17 protein-coding genes are annotated in these 18,491 nt (G+C 37.7%); 3 read left to right on the top strand and 14 right to left on the bottom strand.

What is annotated here, in order from left to right:
- Positions 1–440 precede the first annotated feature (440 nt).
- Genes NK987_RS08065 through rpmH form a run of 5 tightly spaced genes read right to left on the bottom strand, consistent with a single transcriptional unit; the run spans position 441 to position 3,905 of the window.
- On the bottom strand, positions 441–947 hold the full coding sequence (locus NK987_RS08065; protein ID WP_258425303.1) for a DUF2480 family protein: 507 nt from the start codon (positions 945–947) through the stop codon (positions 441–443).
- Complete coding sequence (tsaB, locus tag NK987_RS08060; RefSeq protein ID WP_258425302.1) at positions 944–1,633, bottom strand: tRNA (adenosine(37)-N6)-threonylcarbamoyltransferase complex dimerization subunit type 1 TsaB; 690 nt, start codon at positions 1,631–1,633, stop codon at positions 944–946. The genes NK987_RS08065 and tsaB overlap by 4 nt, the downstream gene beginning before the upstream one ends.
- 13 nt (positions 1,634–1,646) lie before the next feature.
- A complete protein-coding gene (locus NK987_RS08055; protein ID WP_258425301.1) occupies positions 1,647–3,314 on the bottom strand; it encodes a S41 family peptidase in 1,668 nt (555 codons plus the stop codon).
- Positions 3,311–3,700, bottom strand: coding sequence for a ribonuclease P protein component (gene rnpA / locus NK987_RS08050; protein WP_258425300.1), 390 nt, complete (start codon positions 3,698–3,700; stop codon positions 3,311–3,313). The genes NK987_RS08055 and rnpA overlap by 4 nt, the downstream gene beginning before the upstream one ends.
- A gap of 46 nt (positions 3,701–3,746) precedes the next feature.
- Positions 3,747–3,905, bottom strand: a complete 159-nt coding sequence (gene rpmH / locus NK987_RS08045; RefSeq protein WP_113926163.1) for a 50S ribosomal protein L34 — start codon at positions 3,903–3,905, stop codon at positions 3,747–3,749.
- A gap of 139 nt (positions 3,906–4,044) precedes the next feature.
- Between rpmH and NK987_RS08040 the strand changes: the two genes are divergently transcribed.
- Positions 4,045–5,700, top strand: coding sequence for a M61 family metallopeptidase (locus tag NK987_RS08040; protein ID WP_259263418.1), 1,656 nt, complete (start codon positions 4,045–4,047; stop codon positions 5,698–5,700).
- A gap of 143 nt (positions 5,701–5,843) precedes the next feature.
- Here the strand turns inward: NK987_RS08040 and NK987_RS08035 are convergent, their stop codons facing one another.
- The 8 genes from NK987_RS08035 to NK987_RS08000 form a co-directional block, all read right to left on the bottom strand.
- The gene (locus tag NK987_RS08035; protein WP_258425298.1) at positions 5,844–6,575 is read right to left on the bottom strand and encodes a LolA-like protein; all 732 of its coding nucleotides are present in this window, start codon (positions 6,573–6,575) and stop codon (positions 5,844–5,846) included.
- Positions 6,576–6,638: 63 nt separating this feature from the next.
- Positions 6,639–8,681 carry an insulinase family protein gene (locus NK987_RS08030; protein ID WP_259263417.1) on the bottom strand — a complete coding sequence of 681 codons (2,043 nt, stop codon included), beginning with the start codon at positions 8,679–8,681 and terminating at the stop codon, positions 6,639–6,641.
- Between the two features lie 45 nt (positions 8,682–8,726).
- Positions 8,727–10,091 carry a M16 family metallopeptidase gene (locus NK987_RS08025; protein ID WP_259263416.1) on the bottom strand — a complete coding sequence of 455 codons (1,365 nt, stop codon included), beginning with the start codon at positions 10,089–10,091 and terminating at the stop codon, positions 8,727–8,729.
- 208 nt (positions 10,092–10,299) lie between these two features.
- Entirely contained in the window at positions 10,300–11,295 is a 996-nt protein-coding gene (locus tag NK987_RS08020) for an adenosine kinase (RefSeq protein WP_259263415.1), read from the bottom strand.
- A 68-nt stretch (positions 11,296–11,363) separates the two neighbouring features.
- On the bottom strand, positions 11,364–12,530 hold the full coding sequence (locus NK987_RS08015; protein WP_259263414.1) for a hypothetical protein: 1,167 nt from the start codon (positions 12,528–12,530) through the stop codon (positions 11,364–11,366).
- 120 nt (positions 12,531–12,650) lie between these two features.
- Entirely contained in the window at positions 12,651–13,142 is a 492-nt protein-coding gene (locus NK987_RS08010) for a rhodanese-like domain-containing protein (RefSeq protein ID WP_259263413.1), read from the bottom strand.
- A 148-nt stretch (positions 13,143–13,290) separates the two neighbouring features.
- Entirely contained in the window at positions 13,291–14,004 is a 714-nt protein-coding gene (locus tag NK987_RS08005) for a Crp/Fnr family transcriptional regulator (protein ID WP_258425292.1), read from the bottom strand.
- Positions 14,005–14,076: 72 nt separating this feature from the next.
- Complete coding sequence (locus NK987_RS08000) at positions 14,077–14,526, bottom strand: type I restriction enzyme HsdR N-terminal domain-containing protein (RefSeq protein ID WP_259263412.1); 450 nt, start codon at positions 14,524–14,526, stop codon at positions 14,077–14,079.
- A 75-nt stretch (positions 14,527–14,601) separates the two neighbouring features.
- Between NK987_RS08000 and NK987_RS07995 the strand changes: the two genes are divergently transcribed.
- Positions 14,602–16,236: an amidohydrolase gene (locus NK987_RS07995; protein ID WP_259263411.1), complete on the top strand. Its 1,635-nt coding sequence runs from the start codon at positions 14,602–14,604 to the stop codon at positions 16,234–16,236.
- Between the two features lie 19 nt (positions 16,237–16,255).
- Here the strand turns inward: NK987_RS07995 and NK987_RS07990 are convergent, their stop codons facing one another.
- Positions 16,256–16,948 carry a ComEA family DNA-binding protein gene (locus tag NK987_RS07990; RefSeq protein WP_259263410.1) on the bottom strand — a complete coding sequence of 231 codons (693 nt, stop codon included), beginning with the start codon at positions 16,946–16,948 and terminating at the stop codon, positions 16,256–16,258.
- A 232-nt stretch (positions 16,949–17,180) separates the two neighbouring features.
- On the opposite strand from NK987_RS07990, the gene hemA reads away from it, so the two are divergent.
- Positions 17,181–18,452: a glutamyl-tRNA reductase gene (gene hemA, locus NK987_RS07985; RefSeq protein ID WP_259263409.1), complete on the top strand. Its 1,272-nt coding sequence runs from the start codon at positions 17,181–17,183 to the stop codon at positions 18,450–18,452.
- Positions 18,453–18,491: the final 39 nt, after the last annotated feature.

The following is an 18,491-nucleotide window of genomic DNA, read 5'->3' as shown; positions in this document are numbered from 1 at the left end:
ATTAGGCCTGCCGCTAGCGTTCATCCTGAGCCAGGATCAAACTCTCCATTGTATAGTTTTTTTTCTCTGCATCACTGCAGAATCGTTTCCTAGCCCTATTGATTCTGACTGTATTTTAATACAGACAGTATTTTGTGTTATTTCTCCAGTACTTCAATGAACTTTTACTGCTTCTTTTTACAGTAATGTAAGACCCTTGTCTTAAAAGCGAGTGCAAATATCGGGATATAAATTTGAACTTTCAAAATCTAAATCAAAAAAAAGATTTTTTATTTTTGACCAGTAATTGAGATTTGATTTTTCAACCTTATTCACCCTCTTTTGGGTGATCTTAGCCGTAATTGGATTGCAAACTTAGCAGACTGAATGAATATTACCAAACTGTGATGTTAAAAAAACTGCATACATAACCTAAGTATCTGTATACAAGATGAATGTTTTTACTTGGGACCCTTATATAAGGGTACAGTGCTACATGGTTCACCATACATGATTGATTTCGCATAAGGCTGAATGACGGCCATTATTCTACCATATGCATATAAGGGGACAGGGTATCTACTGCATCCTTTAATAACAACAGGTTTGTTTTCATATTCTCTCGGATTGATTTCTGAAATTGCCTTTTCAAATAGGTATTGCTCAAGGTCATCCATTCCCCCAATTACATATTCAATTCCGGCCTTGGAAAGAAAAGTTCCTACTAACATGAAGGCCCAATTGGGGACTATGGCATCTGCAGAACAGAAAACCGCAACAAGTTTACCTCGGTAAAGATCCCAATCAATTTTACTCAAATCTGACCGGAAATCTTTTTCTCTCAAAACCAATTCCTGAAAAAGAAATTCCTTGAGATCAAACCCCACTCTTTCTTCATGTCGATACAACGTCTCAAGATCTATTGTAATAATTGGGCTAGCCGCTACTCTATTGACAATTTCACTCATAGTAACAGGGGATTCTTTTTTGAAGTTAAAACCCTAAATTCCTTTAGGTAGTTCGGTTCAAAATATGCAATATCTTCAAAAGCATTATGAAGGTATTTCTTGAAAGCCAATGAACCAATCGAAGAAGCAGAGTTTAAATTTGGTAAGAAAACAGCCTTCTCATGGCTCAGGATACCGGTAAGTTTTGCAAGGCCATCTCCCAAGAAATATACCTTGCCAATTTCATGATAATTTAAAAATGGATTTTCAATAATTTCGAGAGGATGAGATGGTTCAATCAATTTACCTGCTCCATCAAATACACTAGTATAAACTTCCATTCTTCTTGCATCTAATAATGGAATCACAAAATCATTTTTGCCACATAAAAAGAAAGCTTGCGAGGCCAATCCTTCCAATGTATCCACTGCAATCAAGGGCAGCCCAAATGCAAATGCCAACCCTTTTGCTACTGAAACTCCTATCCTTAAACCTGTATAAGAACCCGGGCCTGAAGAAACTGCCACAGCTGCTAGATCAGACGGTTTCATACCCAATTCCTTAAAAATCCCCTCAATCAAAAGCATTAATTGTCTCGCATGGGCATTTTCTTGGTCATATTCAGATAACAACAACATCTCACCGTCACGATGAAGTGCGACAGAACAAATGGAAGTAGCGGACTCAATAGACAAAATCAACGCCATGTTTTTATACTTTCTATTTTGCCGAGGCTGTTAAAACCCTATTGATCTCAGCAGGATTTGAAAGGATTCCCAAGGCAGCAATTACATCTTCATCATTAACCAGAGATGCTTCAACTATACCTTGTTGAAAATAATATCTTGACACCAATTCTTCTCTAAGCGCCTCTTTGATCTCAAATTTGAAAGTGATTAAATCCTGCTCTTTATTATGGCTCACCTTTTTCTTAAGGTCTTCTATGGTTGGTTTGATATCATCAAAAAACTTCTCCCTTAAGGCATATTTTTCAAGATCATCGAGGGTTTTTTCAACATAAGTAGTGTAGTCATAATCCTTTCCTTCTAAAGAGGCTACAAAATCAGCATAGATTTCGTCAGTTACCACAAAATCCCTAGGATTGGAGATCATTTCATTTTCCAAGAAAAATTTGTTACCATATTCAAATACAAGGTTTCTAGCTACCAGACTATAGGTAATAGGGGCAAATGATTTTGATTCAGTTTTTTGGTCTGGTTCAATTCCCGCACCATCAAGAACAATCCTGCCATTTTTGGTTTTAAATTCTTTTCTCAGGGAATCAGGTATTGAAATAGAATTACCATTCTCATCCCTGTTCTCCTGGCTATAATCAATGGCTTGAATACACCTGCCACTTGGGATATAATATTTGGCAGTTGTGATTTTTACTTGTGCGTTATAGGAAAGCGGTACTGTTGTCTGTACCAATCCTTTTCCAAAAGTCCTTCTTCCTATCAAAACGGCCCTGTCATAATCTTGAAGCGCACCTGCTACGATTTCAGCTGCTGAGGCACTTCTTTCATTGATCAAAACCACCATTGGAATATCTTTATCCACAGGTGACTTAGTCGTTTTATATACTGAATTTACATTTTCCAGCTTTCCTATTGTCCGAACTACCTCTTTCCCTTTCGGTACAAATAAATTGACAATGTCTACCGCTTCTTTCAAAATCCCTCCCGGATTGTCTCTCACATCTAAAACCAGCCTTGTAATTCCCTGTGATTTAAGATCAACCAATGCATTTCTGACATCTGAAGCAGCGTTGGTAGTAAAGTCTGAAAGTTTGATGTAGCCTGTTTGGTCATCAAGTTTACCATAAAATGGCACATTACTAATGACGATTTTCTTTCTTGTCAGATTTACAGAAATGGTGTCTGTACCCCTCTTAACCTGAACAAAGACATTTGTATTGGCAGGGCCTTTTAACAATTTTGAAATATCGGATGTCAGACTGTTGACTACATTGACGGTATCTACTTTCAAAATCTCATCACCAATTCTTAATCCAGCAGACTGTGCCGGAAAACCCTTATAGGGCATCAAGATCATGTTCGAGCCAATTCTATTCCCAATCAATGCACCTACGCCTGCGTATTCACCGGTAGTCATCATCCTAAAATCATCTGAGTTTTCTTCAGGAATAAATTCAGTGTAGGGATCCAACTCCTCAAGCATGGCATTGATACCGATGGTCACAAGTTCATCTGCATTGATTTCGTCCACATAATAGGAGTCCAGTTCCCTTACAAGTGAAGCGAAAATGTCAAGGTTCTTTGCGATGGCAAATAGCTTGTCATTTTTTGTGGCAAAAGAAAACAGCAAACTTAAAGTGAGGAATGATACAAGAAGTAGAATTACAGGCTTTTTGAAATTTTTATTCATGGATTGTTTTTTTCGGAAAGCGGCTTTTCCTTAATAGTGGTAAGTATTTTTTTGATTTTGTTCTCAATGACCTGAAATGTAACAATTTCTGAAGAAACGTATATAAGGCCAATTATTTTTTTGCCCCCATTAATTTCTCCTAGAATTTGCTTATTGAGTCTATAGGACTCTCTCATCCTACGTTTGATCAGGTTTCTATCGACAGATTTTTTTAGCTTCTTCTTTGAAACGGAAAACAATACCTGATTGGTTTCTGGAATTTCAAAATTGATTTCCAAAACCATTACCTTAAAGGGATATAAAAAAAAAGAGGAACCTTTGTCAAAAAGTTCCTTTATTAACTTTTTAGAATGTAATCTCTCATTCTTGTGAAGTCGGAAATTCATTGCATTTTGATTTACGTATTAAACATACGAAACAGAATGCTCAAAATTACTTCTTCAAAGTCTTTTCAGAAGATACTGTAAGCTTGTGCCTTCCTTTTGCTCTTCTGGATTTCAATACTCTTCTTCCATTGGCAGTGGACATTCTAAGTTTGAATCCATGCTTGTTTCTTCTTTTTCTTCGAGAAGGCTGAAATGTTCTTTTCATGACGCTATCTATTTAATATTTTGTGCTTTGCTTGTAGAATTCCTGAAGGTCTCCCTTTAAAGGACTGCAAAGATAGATAACCTTTTTTTATTTACAAACCGTAGATTTACTTTTGTTTTGAATCCTAAGTCAAAGGCATATGCATTATTCCATTTTCAGAAAATCCTTTACTTCCCAATTTATCCAAATCCGGTTGGAGATTAATTGCTTTGAAAAGCAAATAATCCATCTCCAATTGCCGGCTTGGAGGCCTGGAAGATATGAGTTGGCTAATTATGCACAGAAAATCAGAAATTTTGAATTGACTTACCATGAGACGAAGCTTCCTTGGAAAAAAACGAGTAAAGACCTTTGGGAGTTTATTGCCCCGGTGTCCGGATTATATGTAATTCAATACGAGTATTACTGTAACCAAATGGATGCTGGAGGATGTTGGTCTGATGATGAACAATTATACCTCAATTTCTCAAATTTTATTTTTGATATTCAGGAAAGAAAAAATGAAGAAATCTATATTACAATTGAATTGCCAAATGATTATCAAGTTGCGACCGCTCTTGAAAAAATCGAAGGCAATAAATGGAAAGCCAGTTCTTTTCAACACTTGATGGACAGTCCATTTTTGGCAAGTGCAGGTTTAAAGCATTTTTCGTATGATGCCCTGGATTCCAAATTCCACGTATGGATCCAAGGAGAAATCCATTTTGATGTAACTTATTTTCAATCTGTTTTGAAATCAATCACTGATTCTCAAATCAAGGACTTTGGAGAATTTCCAGCAAAGGATTACCATTTTATTTTTCAACTATTGCCTTATCGACATTTTCACGGAGTAGAGCATGCCTTTTCGACAGTTATCGCCTATGGTCCTGCGCATGCATTATCGGATAAATCCAAACTAGATGAACTTATTGGAGTAAGTTCTCATGAACTTTATCACTTTTGGAATGTATGTAGAATTAGGCCAACCGGTATTCTTACCTATGATCTTTCCAAAGAAGTTTATTTAAACGAAGGATTGGTTATGGAGGGAGTAACCACATACATGGGAGATTATTATCTATTGAAATCAGGATATTTGAAGTTGGAAGATTACCTCGATCTCCTTCAAAAACAGATCCAACGTGAATTTGACAGCTTTGGATGGCAGCATCAATCAATAGTTGAATCAAGTTTTGACTTATGGCTAGACGGATACAAGGCTGGTATCCCTGACAAAAAAGTCAGTATTTATAACCGAGGTGCACTAATTTCTCTTTGCCTAGATCTGTTGTTAAAATCATCTGGTTCCTCACTTTCTGAATTAATGAAGGAAATGTGGGAGAAATTTGGGAAAACCAGAGTTGGATATAACCTTGGAGATTTTGAAAATCTAATTAGAAGTCTATCAAAAGAAGGGGAAAAAATAACTTCGTTTTTCCAAAGCTTTGTTTTTGGAAAGGAAGATTTACTAACGCTGATAAAAGAATTATTAGCACAGATAGGAATCGAAATCATTGAAAATTTTGAAGGAGATGGTCTATTGCACCATTGGGGAATCCGAAAGGATGAATCAGGAATCATCACACAACTTCATCCCGATTCTGGGGCATACGCCATCCTAATGAAAAATGACAAAATTCTGGAATATGATTTTGAAAATGCAACCAATGATCAAATCAATTTCAAAATAGAGAGATTAGGAAAAATCAAGGAAGTATCATTATCAAAGAACAAGAAAAAGTATTTTCCGAAATTTATAATCCAAATTAAAGAAGATCACAGTGTCTGTCTCAATAAACTACTTGGGGAATAACTGTCTTTCGGATTTCAGAAGGAATTCTCAAAAAAAGCTTATAAAGGATTTTATAAGAAATCCATAGGTTTAAAAAGGTAAGTGGAATAAAAAAAGGGCATCCAAAAATCCGGAGGCCCTTTTTCTTATTTGATGTTTTTCATTTATTTGAAATCTTCGTCAGAAAGTTCCTGATTGAATTTCATTGATACCATCTTTGCTTCCAATGCCACAGGTAACATTGGGTTTTTGATCGAAAGCCTCATAGGGATTTTGACTCCGTCTATTTCAGAATAATCCATATAAGTGATATCTCCCGCTGCATCAGAGCTTGTTCTTAACTTAAGACCTGAAGCTACAGAATAATACTCTACGGTTTTCATACCGTTTGGTGCAGTGATGATCAGCTTATTGGCATCTTCATCATTAATAATTTCTGTACCTTGAACCTCCATAGTATATCCAAGGTCTATGTAATGCATCTCAGGAAAAACATATGTTTGTGCTTTTAGCATAGTGACCATTTCCTCTGTCAGTTCTTGCTCCTGCCCCATACCGGATATTTTACCTTTGCCATTTACCAAAACCGTCTTTTGGGCAACATTACCCATCACGGATGTTTCTTGAAGCATCCTGCTGTTGACTTGGTCAGAAATTCCTTTAATCACTATGGTCGCCCCCTGAAATTCTGCTTCCATTAGCAAAACCGAATTTTTGATTTTTTCAACATTAGCTTTGCCTCCTACCGCTTTGATATAATTTTCAATAATAGAAGCAGGATCATTCTCAACATATGAATGGTCTTTTGATGGCTCTTTGTCTGTAATGTTTGCCTTGACATCTGAGCCGATCAGAACTACACCCAATGCTAGTGCGGCAACAAATAATTTCTTCATTTTCTCTTGGTTAAATTTTTGAAATTTAAATAAAAAAAGAGGGATTGAATCCCTCCTTAAAATTTATTTTATATCGTCTTCAGAAATAGTAACATTGAATTCGATTTTTTCAACCTTTGTTTCCAAAGGCATCGGGATCATCGGGGATTTCAACAACATCATCATTGGATATTTTACCCCATCGATTTCTTTGTATTCGCTAAAAAACATATCGCCTGCTTCAGCACTTTCCGTTTTGACTTTCAATCCGGACTCTACACTATAGTAGTTGACCTGCTTGGAACCTGTAGGATTAGATACGATCACCTTGTATGCGTTTTCTCCTTCTACATCTTTGATTCCTTCCAAAACCATAGAATATCCCAATTCCTCATAATGTAACTCAGGAAAAATAAACATACTCATTTTGGCAGCCTCGTATTGTTCGTCAGTGAGTGCGGTAGATTGTCCCATTGCTGTAACTGAACCTTTTCCATCTTTGATAACAGTATTGGATGCCACATTGCCCATCATCATTACTTTTTGGGCAAATGCAGATTTTGGTTCATCATAAACAGCTACGAAATTCAATGTCATTCCTTGTATTTCAGCGACAGATTCCATTTTGGATGTTTTTATGCCTTTAGCTTTGCTTTCACCACCGATAGCATTAAGGTAATTTTCAATCACCTGATCTGCGGTCATTTCTGTATTCATGGTAATTTGCTTCTCAGGTTCCGCTGTGTTGGTGAATCTTTTTACTTCACCAAAAGCAAGTAAACTTTTTTCGATTGCGGCCCCGTTTCCTACGACCGTAATGTACATGTTGTCAGGCTTCATGAATTTTTTTGCTGCAGCATTGATATCGGCTACAGTCAAGGCATTCAATTTCTGAAGATAAGTGGCATAGAAATCTTGTGGAAGCTTATACCTCTCAGTGTTAATAGCAAAATTGGCGATGGTGGAAGGACTTTCCAATGATCTACCAAACGAACCACTCAAATTGGCCTTTGCACTGATTAATTCTTCTTCAGTAATGCCGTTGTCTCTTAGGTTTCTGATCTCATAAATTATCTCTGTGATTGCTGAGTCAGTCGCAGTTTGCTTTACACTTGCATTTGCAGAAAAACTTGTGATCAATTTATCAGCACCGATTGAGGAATAAGCCCCATAAGTGTAGCCTTTTTCCTCTCTTAGGTTCATAAACAACCTTGAGGATGCACCTCCACCTAGAATGTAATTCAATACCCTTGAAGCCAGATAATCAGAATTGCTCAAGTTCATTTCGAGCGGATAAGTCACATCTACGACAGACTGTACGGATGCTGATCTGTCCACTAATGCTACGGTATTTTTTGCAGGAAGAGTTGGTTTTTCATAGGAATGGGTCGGAACATTTCCTTTTTCCCATTTACTGAAATACTTCTTGACCAAAGCTTCTGCCTCTTTTTTGTTGATGTCCCCTACAATGGCAAGGTATGCGATGTTAGGTTTAAAATAAATATCGTAGTAAGACTTGATATCCTCCACCGTGATGTTTTTGACAGTAGCTTCAGTTTCTGATTCTCCATAAGGATGGTTTGTTCCAAAATTAAGTGTGGATGTCAACCTTCCTGAGATGGAATTTGGGTCGTCTTTGCTTGCGGCCAAGCCTGAAATCGTCTGTTTTTTAAGTTTATCCAATTCTTCTTGCGGAAAAACAGGATTGTATAATACATCCGTCATCAATTCGAGCACTTTTTCTTGGTGTTTTTTCAATGAGGCTGCATAAATGGAAGAAGCACTGGCATTGATGGAAGCACCGATAAAATCAATTTCCTCATCCAATTGGTCTTTTGTTCTGTTGGAAGTTCCTCCGGTCATCATCTGACCTACCATATTGAGCATTCCGGCCTTATCTCCTTCGAAAATGGGATCTCTTTCCAAGACTAATGAAAAAGCAACCCTTGGCAATTTCCTGTTTTCGACAACAAATACCTTTAGTCCGTTTGGAAGGGTAAAGGAGTCTGCATTTCCAAGTTTGATTTCTCTCGCCGGACCCGGTTCAGGATAGGAACTCCTATCAATCTGTGCAAAGCCTGATTGAACAACAAAGGCTAATAATATATATAGGATTATATTTTTCATGTTTTCTGATAGTATGAATAAAAGTGATTGGGAAAGTATCTTTTATCAATTTTTATTTTCCTTCATCGATGCTCCTGCAGGAGTTTCAGGAACTTGTGCTGACTTTGGCAGATAATACAAAACTACCCTTCCGTTCAACGAAAGGTACTCATTGGCTACCCTTTTTATGTCTTCAGGAGTTACCTTTGAGTAATATTCCATCTCCTGATTGATATAATCTGTCTTCCCGTAGAACACTTTTGACTCAGCGAGATTTTGTGCAATTCCTGCCATTGAACTGTTTTTAGTGACAAGGTCATTTTCGATGATATTTTTTAATTTTTGAAAATCCTTGTCGGAGATACCTTCTTTCTGAACCTTGGCTAAAATGACATCCATTTCATTTTCAAGTTCTTTTGGATCAACTCCCATATTTGCAATGCCATACATCAAAAACACACCTCCATCTTCTAGATCCAATGGAATAGCAGCTACTCCCAATGCCTTTTGTTGTTTGTCCACCAGTTCTTTCGTCATCAAGGAAGAATTCCCTCCCGCCAAGTAGGTCGAAAGCATAGAAAGGGCATATGAGTCAGGATGGTTTTTTGGAGGGAGATTGTAGGATTGGATCACAGCAGGAATCTGGATATTGTCATAAATGACGTCACGGGTTTCAGTTGTTTTTTTCGGTTCTGTGATGTTTGGACGGTAAAAATCAGATGGGCCTGACGGGATTTCACCGAAATAATCTCTAACCCACCTTTCAGCCTGACCATAATCTATATCTCCTGCAATAGTCAGGGTGGAATTTCGCGGCACATAATAAGCTTCATGAAAAGCCATAAATTCTTCCAATTTGGCTGAATCCAAATGTTCCATGGATCCGATCACAGGTGACATATAAGGATGCTTGACAAAAGATCTTTTCATTGTCTCAGGAAGAATTGTACCATATGGACGGTTGTCATAAGATTGCCTTTTTTCCTCTTTGATGACTTCTCTTTGGGTATCGACACCGATTTGATCGATTTTAGGATGAAGCATTCTTTCAGATTCCATGTATAAGGCAGTTTCCAATTGATTGGAAGGAACAATCTCATAATAGTACGTCACATCGTTTGATGTAAAAGCATTGAGTGTACCACCGATAGACTGGATTTTGCTCATATATTCACCCCTGCCGATATTCTCTGTACCTTCAAAAAGCAAATGCTCAAAGAAGTGGGCAAAACCTGTCCGATCCGGTTTTTCATTTTTGGACCCGACATGGTACAAAACAGATACAGCCACAATTGGAGTACTGTTGTCTTGGTGCATAATCACATTCAAACCATTGTCCAAGGTAAATTCCTTGAAATCAATCTTGTTTTGGGCTATCGCCGAAAGTGTCAAAAAGACTCCCGCCAACAGCGTAAAGGTAAACTTTCTCATATACTTGGATTTAGTTTTTGGTTCATGTAAGTTTTACTTTTTTTAATCAGATTTGTTTATCAAAAAAGGATAAAAGAATAAAAACGGATACCGGTGAAGAAATTTTTAAGTTATTTCTGCGAAAAATATAACACAATCAATAACTGAACAAATCTCCAACTAAATATTTTCAGTCAATTTCTTTACTCCCATAAATCTCATTTTGGAATCAGGGCAATAACCTACCGAGTATTTCTTTGGCTTCATGCCATTTCAGTCTAGGGCCAAATTGACTCACAATTTTAGAACTTGCCATTGAGGCCAATTTTCCGCTTGATGCATAGCTATGTCCATTGGTAATCCCATACATAAATGCACCTGCAAACATATCTCCTGCTCCATTGCTATCGATTGCCACTGTTTTGTAAGGTTCTATGTCTATAAATGTGTCTCCATCCCAAATCATAGCGCCATTTTTTCCTTGTGTGATTACAAAATGTTTGGCAGCCTTTTTCAATTCCTCCCTAGCCTCAAGAATGTTTTCCTTTCCTGTAAAAAGCATGGCCTCCTCTTCATTGGCAAAAAGCAAGTCAACACTCGGACCGATTACTTCATCAAAACCGGTATGAAAATACTTTACCATTGCAGGGTCTGAGAACGTCAGAGCGACTTTAGTGCCGGCTGATTCTGCAGTTTTCTTGGCATGGACCATGGCTTCTCTGCCGTTTGGAGAGGTAACCAAATAGCCTTCGATAAACAAATATTTGGAATCTTTGATAGCCGACTCACTCAGATCTTGAACGGAAAAATTTTGGGTAATTCCCAAAAATGTGTTCAGAGTTCTTTCAGAATCTTCGGTAACCATTACAAGACATTTGCCTGTAATTCCATCCTGGGGGACTTTACCTTCCAGGCTGTTGTCTACTCCGGAATTTTTTAAATCCTCAAGATAAAAATACCCCAATTCGTCATTGGCCACTTTACAACAATAGAAGGCATTTCCACCAAATTGGCTCACCGCAATGACTGTGTTCGCTGCAGATCCACCACACTGTTTTTTTGCTTCTTTGGTATTTATCACCTTCATGAGAGCATTTTGACGGTTTTCATCAACCAGTGTCATCAGGCCTTTTTCAACGTGATTGTCAAAAAAAAACTGGTCGGATACTTTAAATTCTATATCTACAAGAGCATTGCCTATGCCCGTTACATCGTATTTTTTCATGTTTTGTTGATTTATTAATAATTGGTTTATTTATGCCAAAAGGGCGATCCCACAAAAGCAGACCTTTTTCATTCAAAAATCTTATGCCTTTCAAATGGCAGCGATCTATCGAATAAATACCTGTAGGTATGGTGGGTTTTATAAATCTTAGCATTCAGTTGCTCACAGACGCGCATCATTTTGGGATTAAAATCACCAATCCAATTCATTTCAATTGTTTTGTAAGGAAAAGAATCATGACGTGCAAAAGTTTCATTGTAGGCCATAATCATTGCGCTTTCCACACCTTTCCCTTGAAATTCCGGAATTACTCCAAATACCAAGCCCAACATTTTATTGGGTGGGAAAAAAGTTTTGTACCATAGAAATTTGAGTTTTCCAATTAAATCTAATTTCCCATCCACATATTTGAATATCTGGTTGATCTCCGGAATATTGATAAAAAAAGAAACCGGTACGCCTTTATAAAAGCCAAAATAGACCAATCGGGGATCTCTGATAGGTTTTAATTTGGCAAACATCAATTGGGTTTCCATAAGTGTGAGACTTTTCCCCATATGCTTTGCCCAAGCTTTGTTATAGACTTCCATAAAATATTCTGGGGCTTTTTCTGAAAGCTCTTTCCCCGTCAGGTGTCTAAATGAAAAATCCGGATCAGCCAAAACTTTGTTCGCTCTTTCTACCATTTTGGCATCAAAATTTCCTCCTTGTACAGGCCTCATATAGGTATACTGTTTGAAATAAACTTGAAACCCGTAATCTTCGAAGAATTTTTTATAATATGGAAAATTCCAAGGCATGTTGTAATTAGGAGGCGAAAAACCCTGAACCAATAAGCCCCACCATTTATCACGCTCACCGAAGTTGACCGGACCATCCATCGATTCTATACCCTGCTTTTCAAGCCAGGATTTTGCAGTGTCAAACAAAAGGAAGGCAACTTTGCTGTCATTTATTGCCTCAAAGAAACCAACTCCACCTGTCGGTTGCTTTTCTTTCCATTTGGGATGGATAAAGGCGGCAATTCTTCCAATAGTGTTTCCTTTTTGATCCTTGACAAGCCATCTTTTGGCTTTTCCGCCTTGCTTGAACAGCTTATTTGTCTCCGGCTCAAACAATCCCTGTATGTCTTTATCAAGAGGTCTTATCCAGTTTTTCTCATTTTTATATAGCCTTACGGCCATTTCCAAAAATTCTCTTTCAAGCGCTGGACTGTTGACTTCCAGAATATCCATAGTCATATTTTTAATTAAGCGGCTAAAAATAGGGAGATAATTTTAAAGTACGAAAGCGTCATTTCTCAGTTGCATCGCAATATGAAAAATACCGATTCTATTTGGGACGGAAAAAAGTGATCAGAAGACTTTTTCTCCCTTATTTACCCAAATGCTCCACGTTCTGTTGTAGGTATGGATGCGGTTTGTCCTCTTTTGATCTTGGTACACAGGACGGTCTTCATTAATCCAATGAAAAATCCCTCCATAAAGGTTATAAACCTCTTTATATCCTGCGCTTTTGAGTTTTTTACCAATTTCCTGACTTCGTGCACCTACCGAACAGTAAACCACTATCGGTTTATCTCTTGCAACATCTTTTATGCTTTCCAATGAAAAAGTATCGTAGCCAACCCATCTTGCATTTTTCAGGTGGCTCACTTCATATTCCTCTTTTTCTCTGGTGTCGAGCAAAATTGCCTTTCCAAGAATTTCATCTTGGTCCAAATACACCAATGGAAATTCATTATCATAAATCCCATTCAGCATGGTTTTATATGCAAAACTTTGACTGAAAGCAGGGAAATAAAATAAGAATCCAAGGAGGAAAATTCCAAGAATACGGATTCGCATGAGATTGAACTTGTTAAATTCCAAAATTGGATCTAGTCAGTGAATACTTTCTTGTAAACAAAAAAAAATTATAAATGATTGGATTAGCCTAAAAAAACTGATTTCAACAACTGTCAGCAAGGATGGTTATTTTTCAGTTTAAGAAATTTCATCCATAGAAATCAGACAACCTTGCCAAACCTCTCTTGTCAAGAACAAGGATTTTCTTTCCTTCAAAGTCGATCAACTCGTCCTTTTTGAATTCAGAAAGTAGTCGGATTACCGTTTCGGTTGCAGTACCCACCAAGCCTGCGATTTCTTCTCTTGTGAGTACAATGTCAATTTTCTCACCTGCATTCCCATCTATCCCGTAAGTCTCACTGAGTTTCAATAGCGTAAAGGCTAGCCTTTCTCTTATTGACTTTTGTGTGGCATCTGTAAGTTTGTCCTCCATGATTCCTAAATCATGGCAAAGTGCTTTGGTTACTCTTCTATGGAATTCTGTGTCTTCGGCCAATACCTTTAAAAAAGATTCTCTTGGGACAAAACAGATTTTGGCATCTTCTACAATTGTGGCAGAATTGGAATATGACTCTTCACCAAGCAGGGAAGCATATCCTAAAAAATCACCTTTTTTTGCTAGTCTGATAATCTGCTCTTTCCCATTGGATGCGGTTTTATAAACCTTTACTACCCCATCATTGATGCAGAAAACACCCAAGGGTTTGGTCCCTTCATAAAATAAAATCTGACCTTTTTTGTGTGTGATAAAATTTTTATGATCCGATAAATGGCATAAATGTGGTTCAGAAAGATTGGCGAAGAGTGAAAATTTTCTGCTCATGCAAAGCTCACATGGAGTACTTTTTTCTATCGTTTTCATATCAATTGGTTAAAACCGCTGAACAAACTTAAATGATAAATATAATTGATTACATGACAAATATCACATTAATCAAGGTTGAAATTGAGGTAAATCTGATATTTGTTCATAATAATTTACTTCAAAATTGTATTTCAAGAACAAATGCTGCCTACCGTTACTAATTCCCATGAAGGCAGCCCCAATTGTCTTGTTATAGACCGCCACCTGTTCTACTGTTTTTTTGGAAAGCTTGACTTCGGGTGCCTTGCATTCGATCAATAGGAATGGATTTCCAGTTCTATCTAACACCAAAATATCAAATCTTTTTTGAAGAGAGTTATATATTACTTCTTTTTCCAAAGAAAAAAGTCCTTTGGGATAGTTCCTATGTTGGACCAAAAAAGAAATCATATGCTGTCTTACCCATTCTTCAGGGGTCAATATCAAATATTTCTTTCGAAGGGAATCGAAAATGCTTAATTTCCCATCAGATTCCTGAATTTTGAATTCAAATTCCGGAAAATTGAGGGCAAATTGCATAAAACCATACCTATCCTCCACCATTCCGCAAATATGTCCGCTTTCTTGTTAGAAACATCCACTAAACTCTCTAAAATGAAGAAATTTATTTTCTCATCGCTTTTGTATTCTACTTTTTCAATTTTTTCTTGTACTACAAAGGAGAAAGTTGATCTCATAGTACATAACGGTATTGTTTACACAGTAGATGAAGGTTTCACAATAACAAACGCATTTGCTGTCAAGGACAACCGATTTGTGGCAGTAGGCAATGACAATGCCATACTTTCAAAATATGACTCCGAGGAAATCATTGACTTACAAGGAAAACCAATTTATCCAGGATTTATAGATGCACATTCCCATTTTTATAGGTATGGATTAGGATTACAGGTCGCTGATTTACTTGGTGCAGAATCAGAAATAGAATTGGTGGAAAGGGTAAGGATTCATGCTGAAAATAACCCTGAGGCTGCATGGATATTAGGTAGGGGTTGGGACCAAAACCTTTGGGAGTCTAAGGAATTTCCAACCAAAACTAAATTAGACTCGCTTTTTCCTGACAAACCTGTACTTCTGACGCGAATTGATGGTCATGCCGCCCTGGTCAACCAAAAAGCTTTGGATCTTGGAGGGATCACTTCATCCACATCAATGGTCGGTGGAAAGGTTATTTTAATCGGAAACAAGCCGACAGGAGTTTTGATTGACAATGCCATTGGATTAGTTTCCTCGAAAGTTCCGGATCCAAGCAAAGAAGAAGCCCGGATAGCCATGACTAGCGCCCAAGAAAACTGTTTTGCGGTAGGACTGACTACAGTAGTGGATGCAGGTTTGGATAAAGAAACTATCGACTTGATCTCCGAGATGCACAAAGACGGTTCTTTGACCATGCGTGTATATGCAATGATTAACCCAACCGAAGCCAATATGGCGCATTATTTCAAAACTGGAATATACCAAGATGACAACCTCACAGTAAGGAGTTTTAAAATTTATGGAGACGGCGCTTTGGGTTCAAGGGGTGCCGCATTGCTCAAACCTTATCATGATCATGCAGATTACTACGGGTTCCTTCTCAAAAATCCGGAGGAATTTGATGAACTCGCCAAAAAAATGTACGAAAACGGCTTCCAAATGAACACCCATTGTATAGGTGATTCAGCCAACAGAACGTTATTGGACATTTATGCCAAATACCTGAAAGGAAAAAATGACCTCAGGTGGCGGATCGAGCATGCACAAGTGGTAAGCAAAGAAGATATGCCCAAATTTGCACAATACAGCGTCATCCCATCTGTTCAGCCTACCCATGCCACCTCTGATATGTATTGGGCAGGTCAACGGCTTGGCCCTTTTAGGATAAAAACAGCATATGCCTACAAAGAGCTTTTGGATCAAAATGGCATATTGGCTTTAGGAAGTGATTTTCCGGTAGAACATATCAATCCACTTTATGGCTTTCATTCTGGTGTAGTACGAAAAGATGCAAAAAATTGGCCTGAGGATGGATTTCAGCCTGAAAACAAAATCACAAGAGAGCATGCTTTAAAAGGTATGACCATTTGGGCTGCATTTGCCAACTTTGAAGAAAATCTAAAAGGAAGCATTGAACCGGGCAAACTCGCGGACTTTGTAGTCTTGGAAAAAGACATCATGACGGCGCCTGAAAATGAGTTAAGAGAAATCAAAATCTCAGGAACATTCGTTGGCGGGAAAAAGGTTTATTAACTTCGCAATCTAAAAAGAGTCAAAATTCCAGGTATGGTTTGAGTCTGTCCACCCATTCTTTATTGAATATTTTGATTTTGAGCAAGTCGTCTGCTGATTGATAAGGTCCATGCTGCTCCCTAAATGCAATAATGACTTTGGCTGATCCGTAGTTGATATACGGATGTTTTGCCAAATCATTCACATCAGCCTGATTGATCAGGATTTTGTTTTTGATTTCAGGGACAAATTCAAAATATTCAAAAACCTTTTCCAAAACTTCAGGCGTCATTCCGTAGACTTCCAATAATTGGTCCTTGCTATATAAACCGCCCATATTTTCACGGTATTTGACCACTCTTCCTGCCATCGTCTGACCAATCCCGGGTACAATCTGAAGCACAACAGAGTCAGCATCCGAGAATAATATTTTGTTAAGTTGTGGACTTTTGGGTTTTTGATATGTATTGGCCTTTTTGACTGTGTCTGATTTGAAATCAATCAATTGGTTTTGAAAATTACTCTGGTAAGGTTTCCATCCGGCCATCACCAAGCTGTCTATTTTAATAGAGTAGGCTAAATATTTCTCTTCATTTTTCTTTCTGACTAACCAATCATAGCCTAAGGGAATAAGATAAAGGACAATAAGGGCAGGCACAACCAAAACGAAACCTCTTGATTCCCTTTTGGAGAATCCAAAATACGACTTCAGAAAAAAATAAATTTTAGCCATTTGATATAATTATTGAAAAACATAATCCAATCGCAACCGATAAATCGTATCTATCCCTGATAAAGTAATTCGATTGGAATTATTTTACAATTATTACGAAATTTGAAATTGAAAACCAAAAATTTAAGTTTTGTCTTTTTTATTTAGACCGAATTTAAATTGAACGGAAGTAAAGGGAAATTATCTTTTGCTATCTAATCTGAATTAAATTTGTAACGCAAAAGTATCTAAAATGCAAAAAACGTTTAGAGCCATCAGTTTATCGCACAAAAGTGCTCCTGTCGAAATACGGGAAGTCATCGCACTCGATGAGGGTTCCATCCATTCTCTTTTACTTAAACTGAAAGATTTTTTCAGCATTACAGACACGCTTATCCTATCCACCTGCAACAGGACAGAAGTATATTATTCCCACGAAATTGACCTTAATGAAGAAATCATCAAACTCATCGGTCTGGAAAAAGGCTTGACCAATGTGGTTGATTACATGGAATATTTCAAAATCCATAACGAGGACAGAGATGCCATCGAACATCTGTTTAGGGTGTCAACGGGTCTTGAGGCCCAAGTGGTAGGTGATATGCAAATTTCCAATCAGGTAAAACGGGCTTATCAGGCTTCCGCTGACTTGGACATGGCAGGGCCTTTTTTGCACAGATTGATGCACATGATCTTCTTTACAAGTAAACGGCTTGTACAAGAAACCGCTTTCCGTGATGGGGCAGCGTCAGTTTCGTATGCAGCCGTCGAACTTATCGAAGAACTTACTTCTAATACTTACCAACCAAGGGTTTTACTTATTGGCGTAGGTGAAATTGGCGAAGATGTTGCCAAAAATATGGTACACATCCCTGATGCTAAAGTCACTATCACCAACAGAACTTTTGAAAGGGCAAAGGCTTTGGCAGATGAAATGGGATTTGAAGTGATTCCCTTTGAGAATTGCTTTGAAGCCATGAAAGAGGCCGACGTAATTGTTTCCTCAATCATGAAATCAGAGCCATATATCACCAAGAAGATGGTGTCTGAAATCGAAATCAACAGCTATAAGCTTTTCGTAGATCTATCGGTACCGAGAAGCATAGAAACAAACCTGGAGGAAATTCCCGGGGTGATGCTTTATAACGTAGACAATATAAGAAGTAAGGCAACTGAAACTCTCGAGAAACGCCTTGCTTCTATTCCACAAGTCGAAAAAATTATAACTGAAAGTATTGAAGACTTTTTTAACTGGAAAAAAGAAATGATGGTTTCTCCGACCATCAATAAGCTTAAAAATGCATTGGAACAAATCCGTCTGGAAGAAATGGAAAGATTCCTTAAAAATGCTGATGAGGCACAGGTTGCTATGATTGATAAAATCACCAAAAGCATGATGCAAAAAATCCTCAAAGTCCCTGTGGTTCAGCTTCGCGCTGCATGCCAAAGAGACGAAGCGGATAAAATGATCGGAATCTTATCGGATCTTTTTGATCTTGAAAAAGATCCAGAAAAAAAGGTCTAGAATATTCCCCGCACTATCTTGAATTACAGATTCAATCCA

Origin of the sequence: Aquiflexum gelatinilyticum (assembly GCF_024813435.1) — a bacterium.
Taxonomy (GTDB): domain Bacteria; phylum Bacteroidota; class Bacteroidia; order Cytophagales; family Cyclobacteriaceae; genus Cognataquiflexum; species Cognataquiflexum gelatinilyticum.
Note: the sequence above shows the minus strand (reverse complement) of the source record. Positions and strands in the feature narration are given on the sequence as shown.

What these genes read in the sequence shown, in the direction of transcription:
- NK987_RS07990 (WP_259263410.1), bottom strand. Translation starts at nt 16,948, where the DNA reads ATGGCTAAAATTTATTTTTTTCTGAAGTCGTATTTTGGATTCTCCAAA.
- hemA (WP_259263409.1), top strand. Translation starts at nt 17,181, where the DNA reads ATGCAAAAAACGTTTAGAGCCATCAGTTTATCGCACAAAAGTGCTCCT.
- NK987_RS08035 (WP_258425298.1), bottom strand. Translation starts at nt 6,575, where the DNA reads ATGAAGAAATTATTTGTTGCCGCACTAGCATTGGGTGTAGTTCTGATC.
- NK987_RS08005 (WP_258425292.1), bottom strand. Translation starts at nt 14,004, where the DNA reads ATGAAAACGATAGAAAAAAGTACTCCATGTGAGCTTTGCATGAGCAGA.
- NK987_RS08030 (WP_259263417.1), bottom strand. Translation starts at nt 8,681, where the DNA reads ATGAAAAATATAATCCTATATATATTATTAGCCTTTGTTGTTCAATCA.
- NK987_RS07995 (WP_259263411.1), top strand. Translation starts at nt 14,602, where the DNA reads ATGAAGAAATTTATTTTCTCATCGCTTTTGTATTCTACTTTTTCAATT.
- NK987_RS08020 (WP_259263415.1), bottom strand. Translation starts at nt 11,295, where the DNA reads ATGAAAAAATACGATGTAACGGGCATAGGCAATGCTCTTGTAGATATA.
- NK987_RS08000 (WP_259263412.1), bottom strand. Translation starts at nt 14,526, where the DNA reads ATGCAATTTGCCCTCAATTTTCCGGAATTTGAATTCAAAATTCAGGAA.
- rnpA (WP_258425300.1), bottom strand. Translation starts at nt 3,700, where the DNA reads ATGAATTTCCGACTTCACAAGAATGAGAGATTACATTCTAAAAAGTTA.
- NK987_RS08065 (WP_258425303.1), bottom strand. Translation starts at nt 947, where the DNA reads ATGAGTGAAATTGTCAATAGAGTAGCGGCTAGCCCAATTATTACAATA.
- NK987_RS08025 (WP_259263416.1), bottom strand. Translation starts at nt 10,091, where the DNA reads ATGAGAAAGTTTACCTTTACGCTGTTGGCGGGAGTCTTTTTGACACTT.
- NK987_RS08055 (WP_258425301.1), bottom strand. Translation starts at nt 3,314, where the DNA reads ATGAATAAAAATTTCAAAAAGCCTGTAATTCTACTTCTTGTATCATTC.
- NK987_RS08040 (WP_259263418.1), top strand. Translation starts at nt 4,045, where the DNA reads ATGCATTATTCCATTTTCAGAAAATCCTTTACTTCCCAATTTATCCAA.
- NK987_RS08010 (WP_259263413.1), bottom strand. Translation starts at nt 13,142, where the DNA reads ATGCGAATCCGTATTCTTGGAATTTTCCTCCTTGGATTCTTATTTTAT.
- rpmH (WP_113926163.1), bottom strand. Translation starts at nt 3,905, where the DNA reads ATGAAAAGAACATTTCAGCCTTCTCGAAGAAAAAGAAGAAACAAGCAT.
- tsaB (WP_258425302.1), bottom strand. Translation starts at nt 1,633, where the DNA reads ATGGCGTTGATTTTGTCTATTGAGTCCGCTACTTCCATTTGTTCTGTC.
- NK987_RS08015 (WP_259263414.1), bottom strand. Translation starts at nt 12,530, where the DNA reads ATGGATATTCTGGAAGTCAACAGTCCAGCGCTTGAAAGAGAATTTTTG.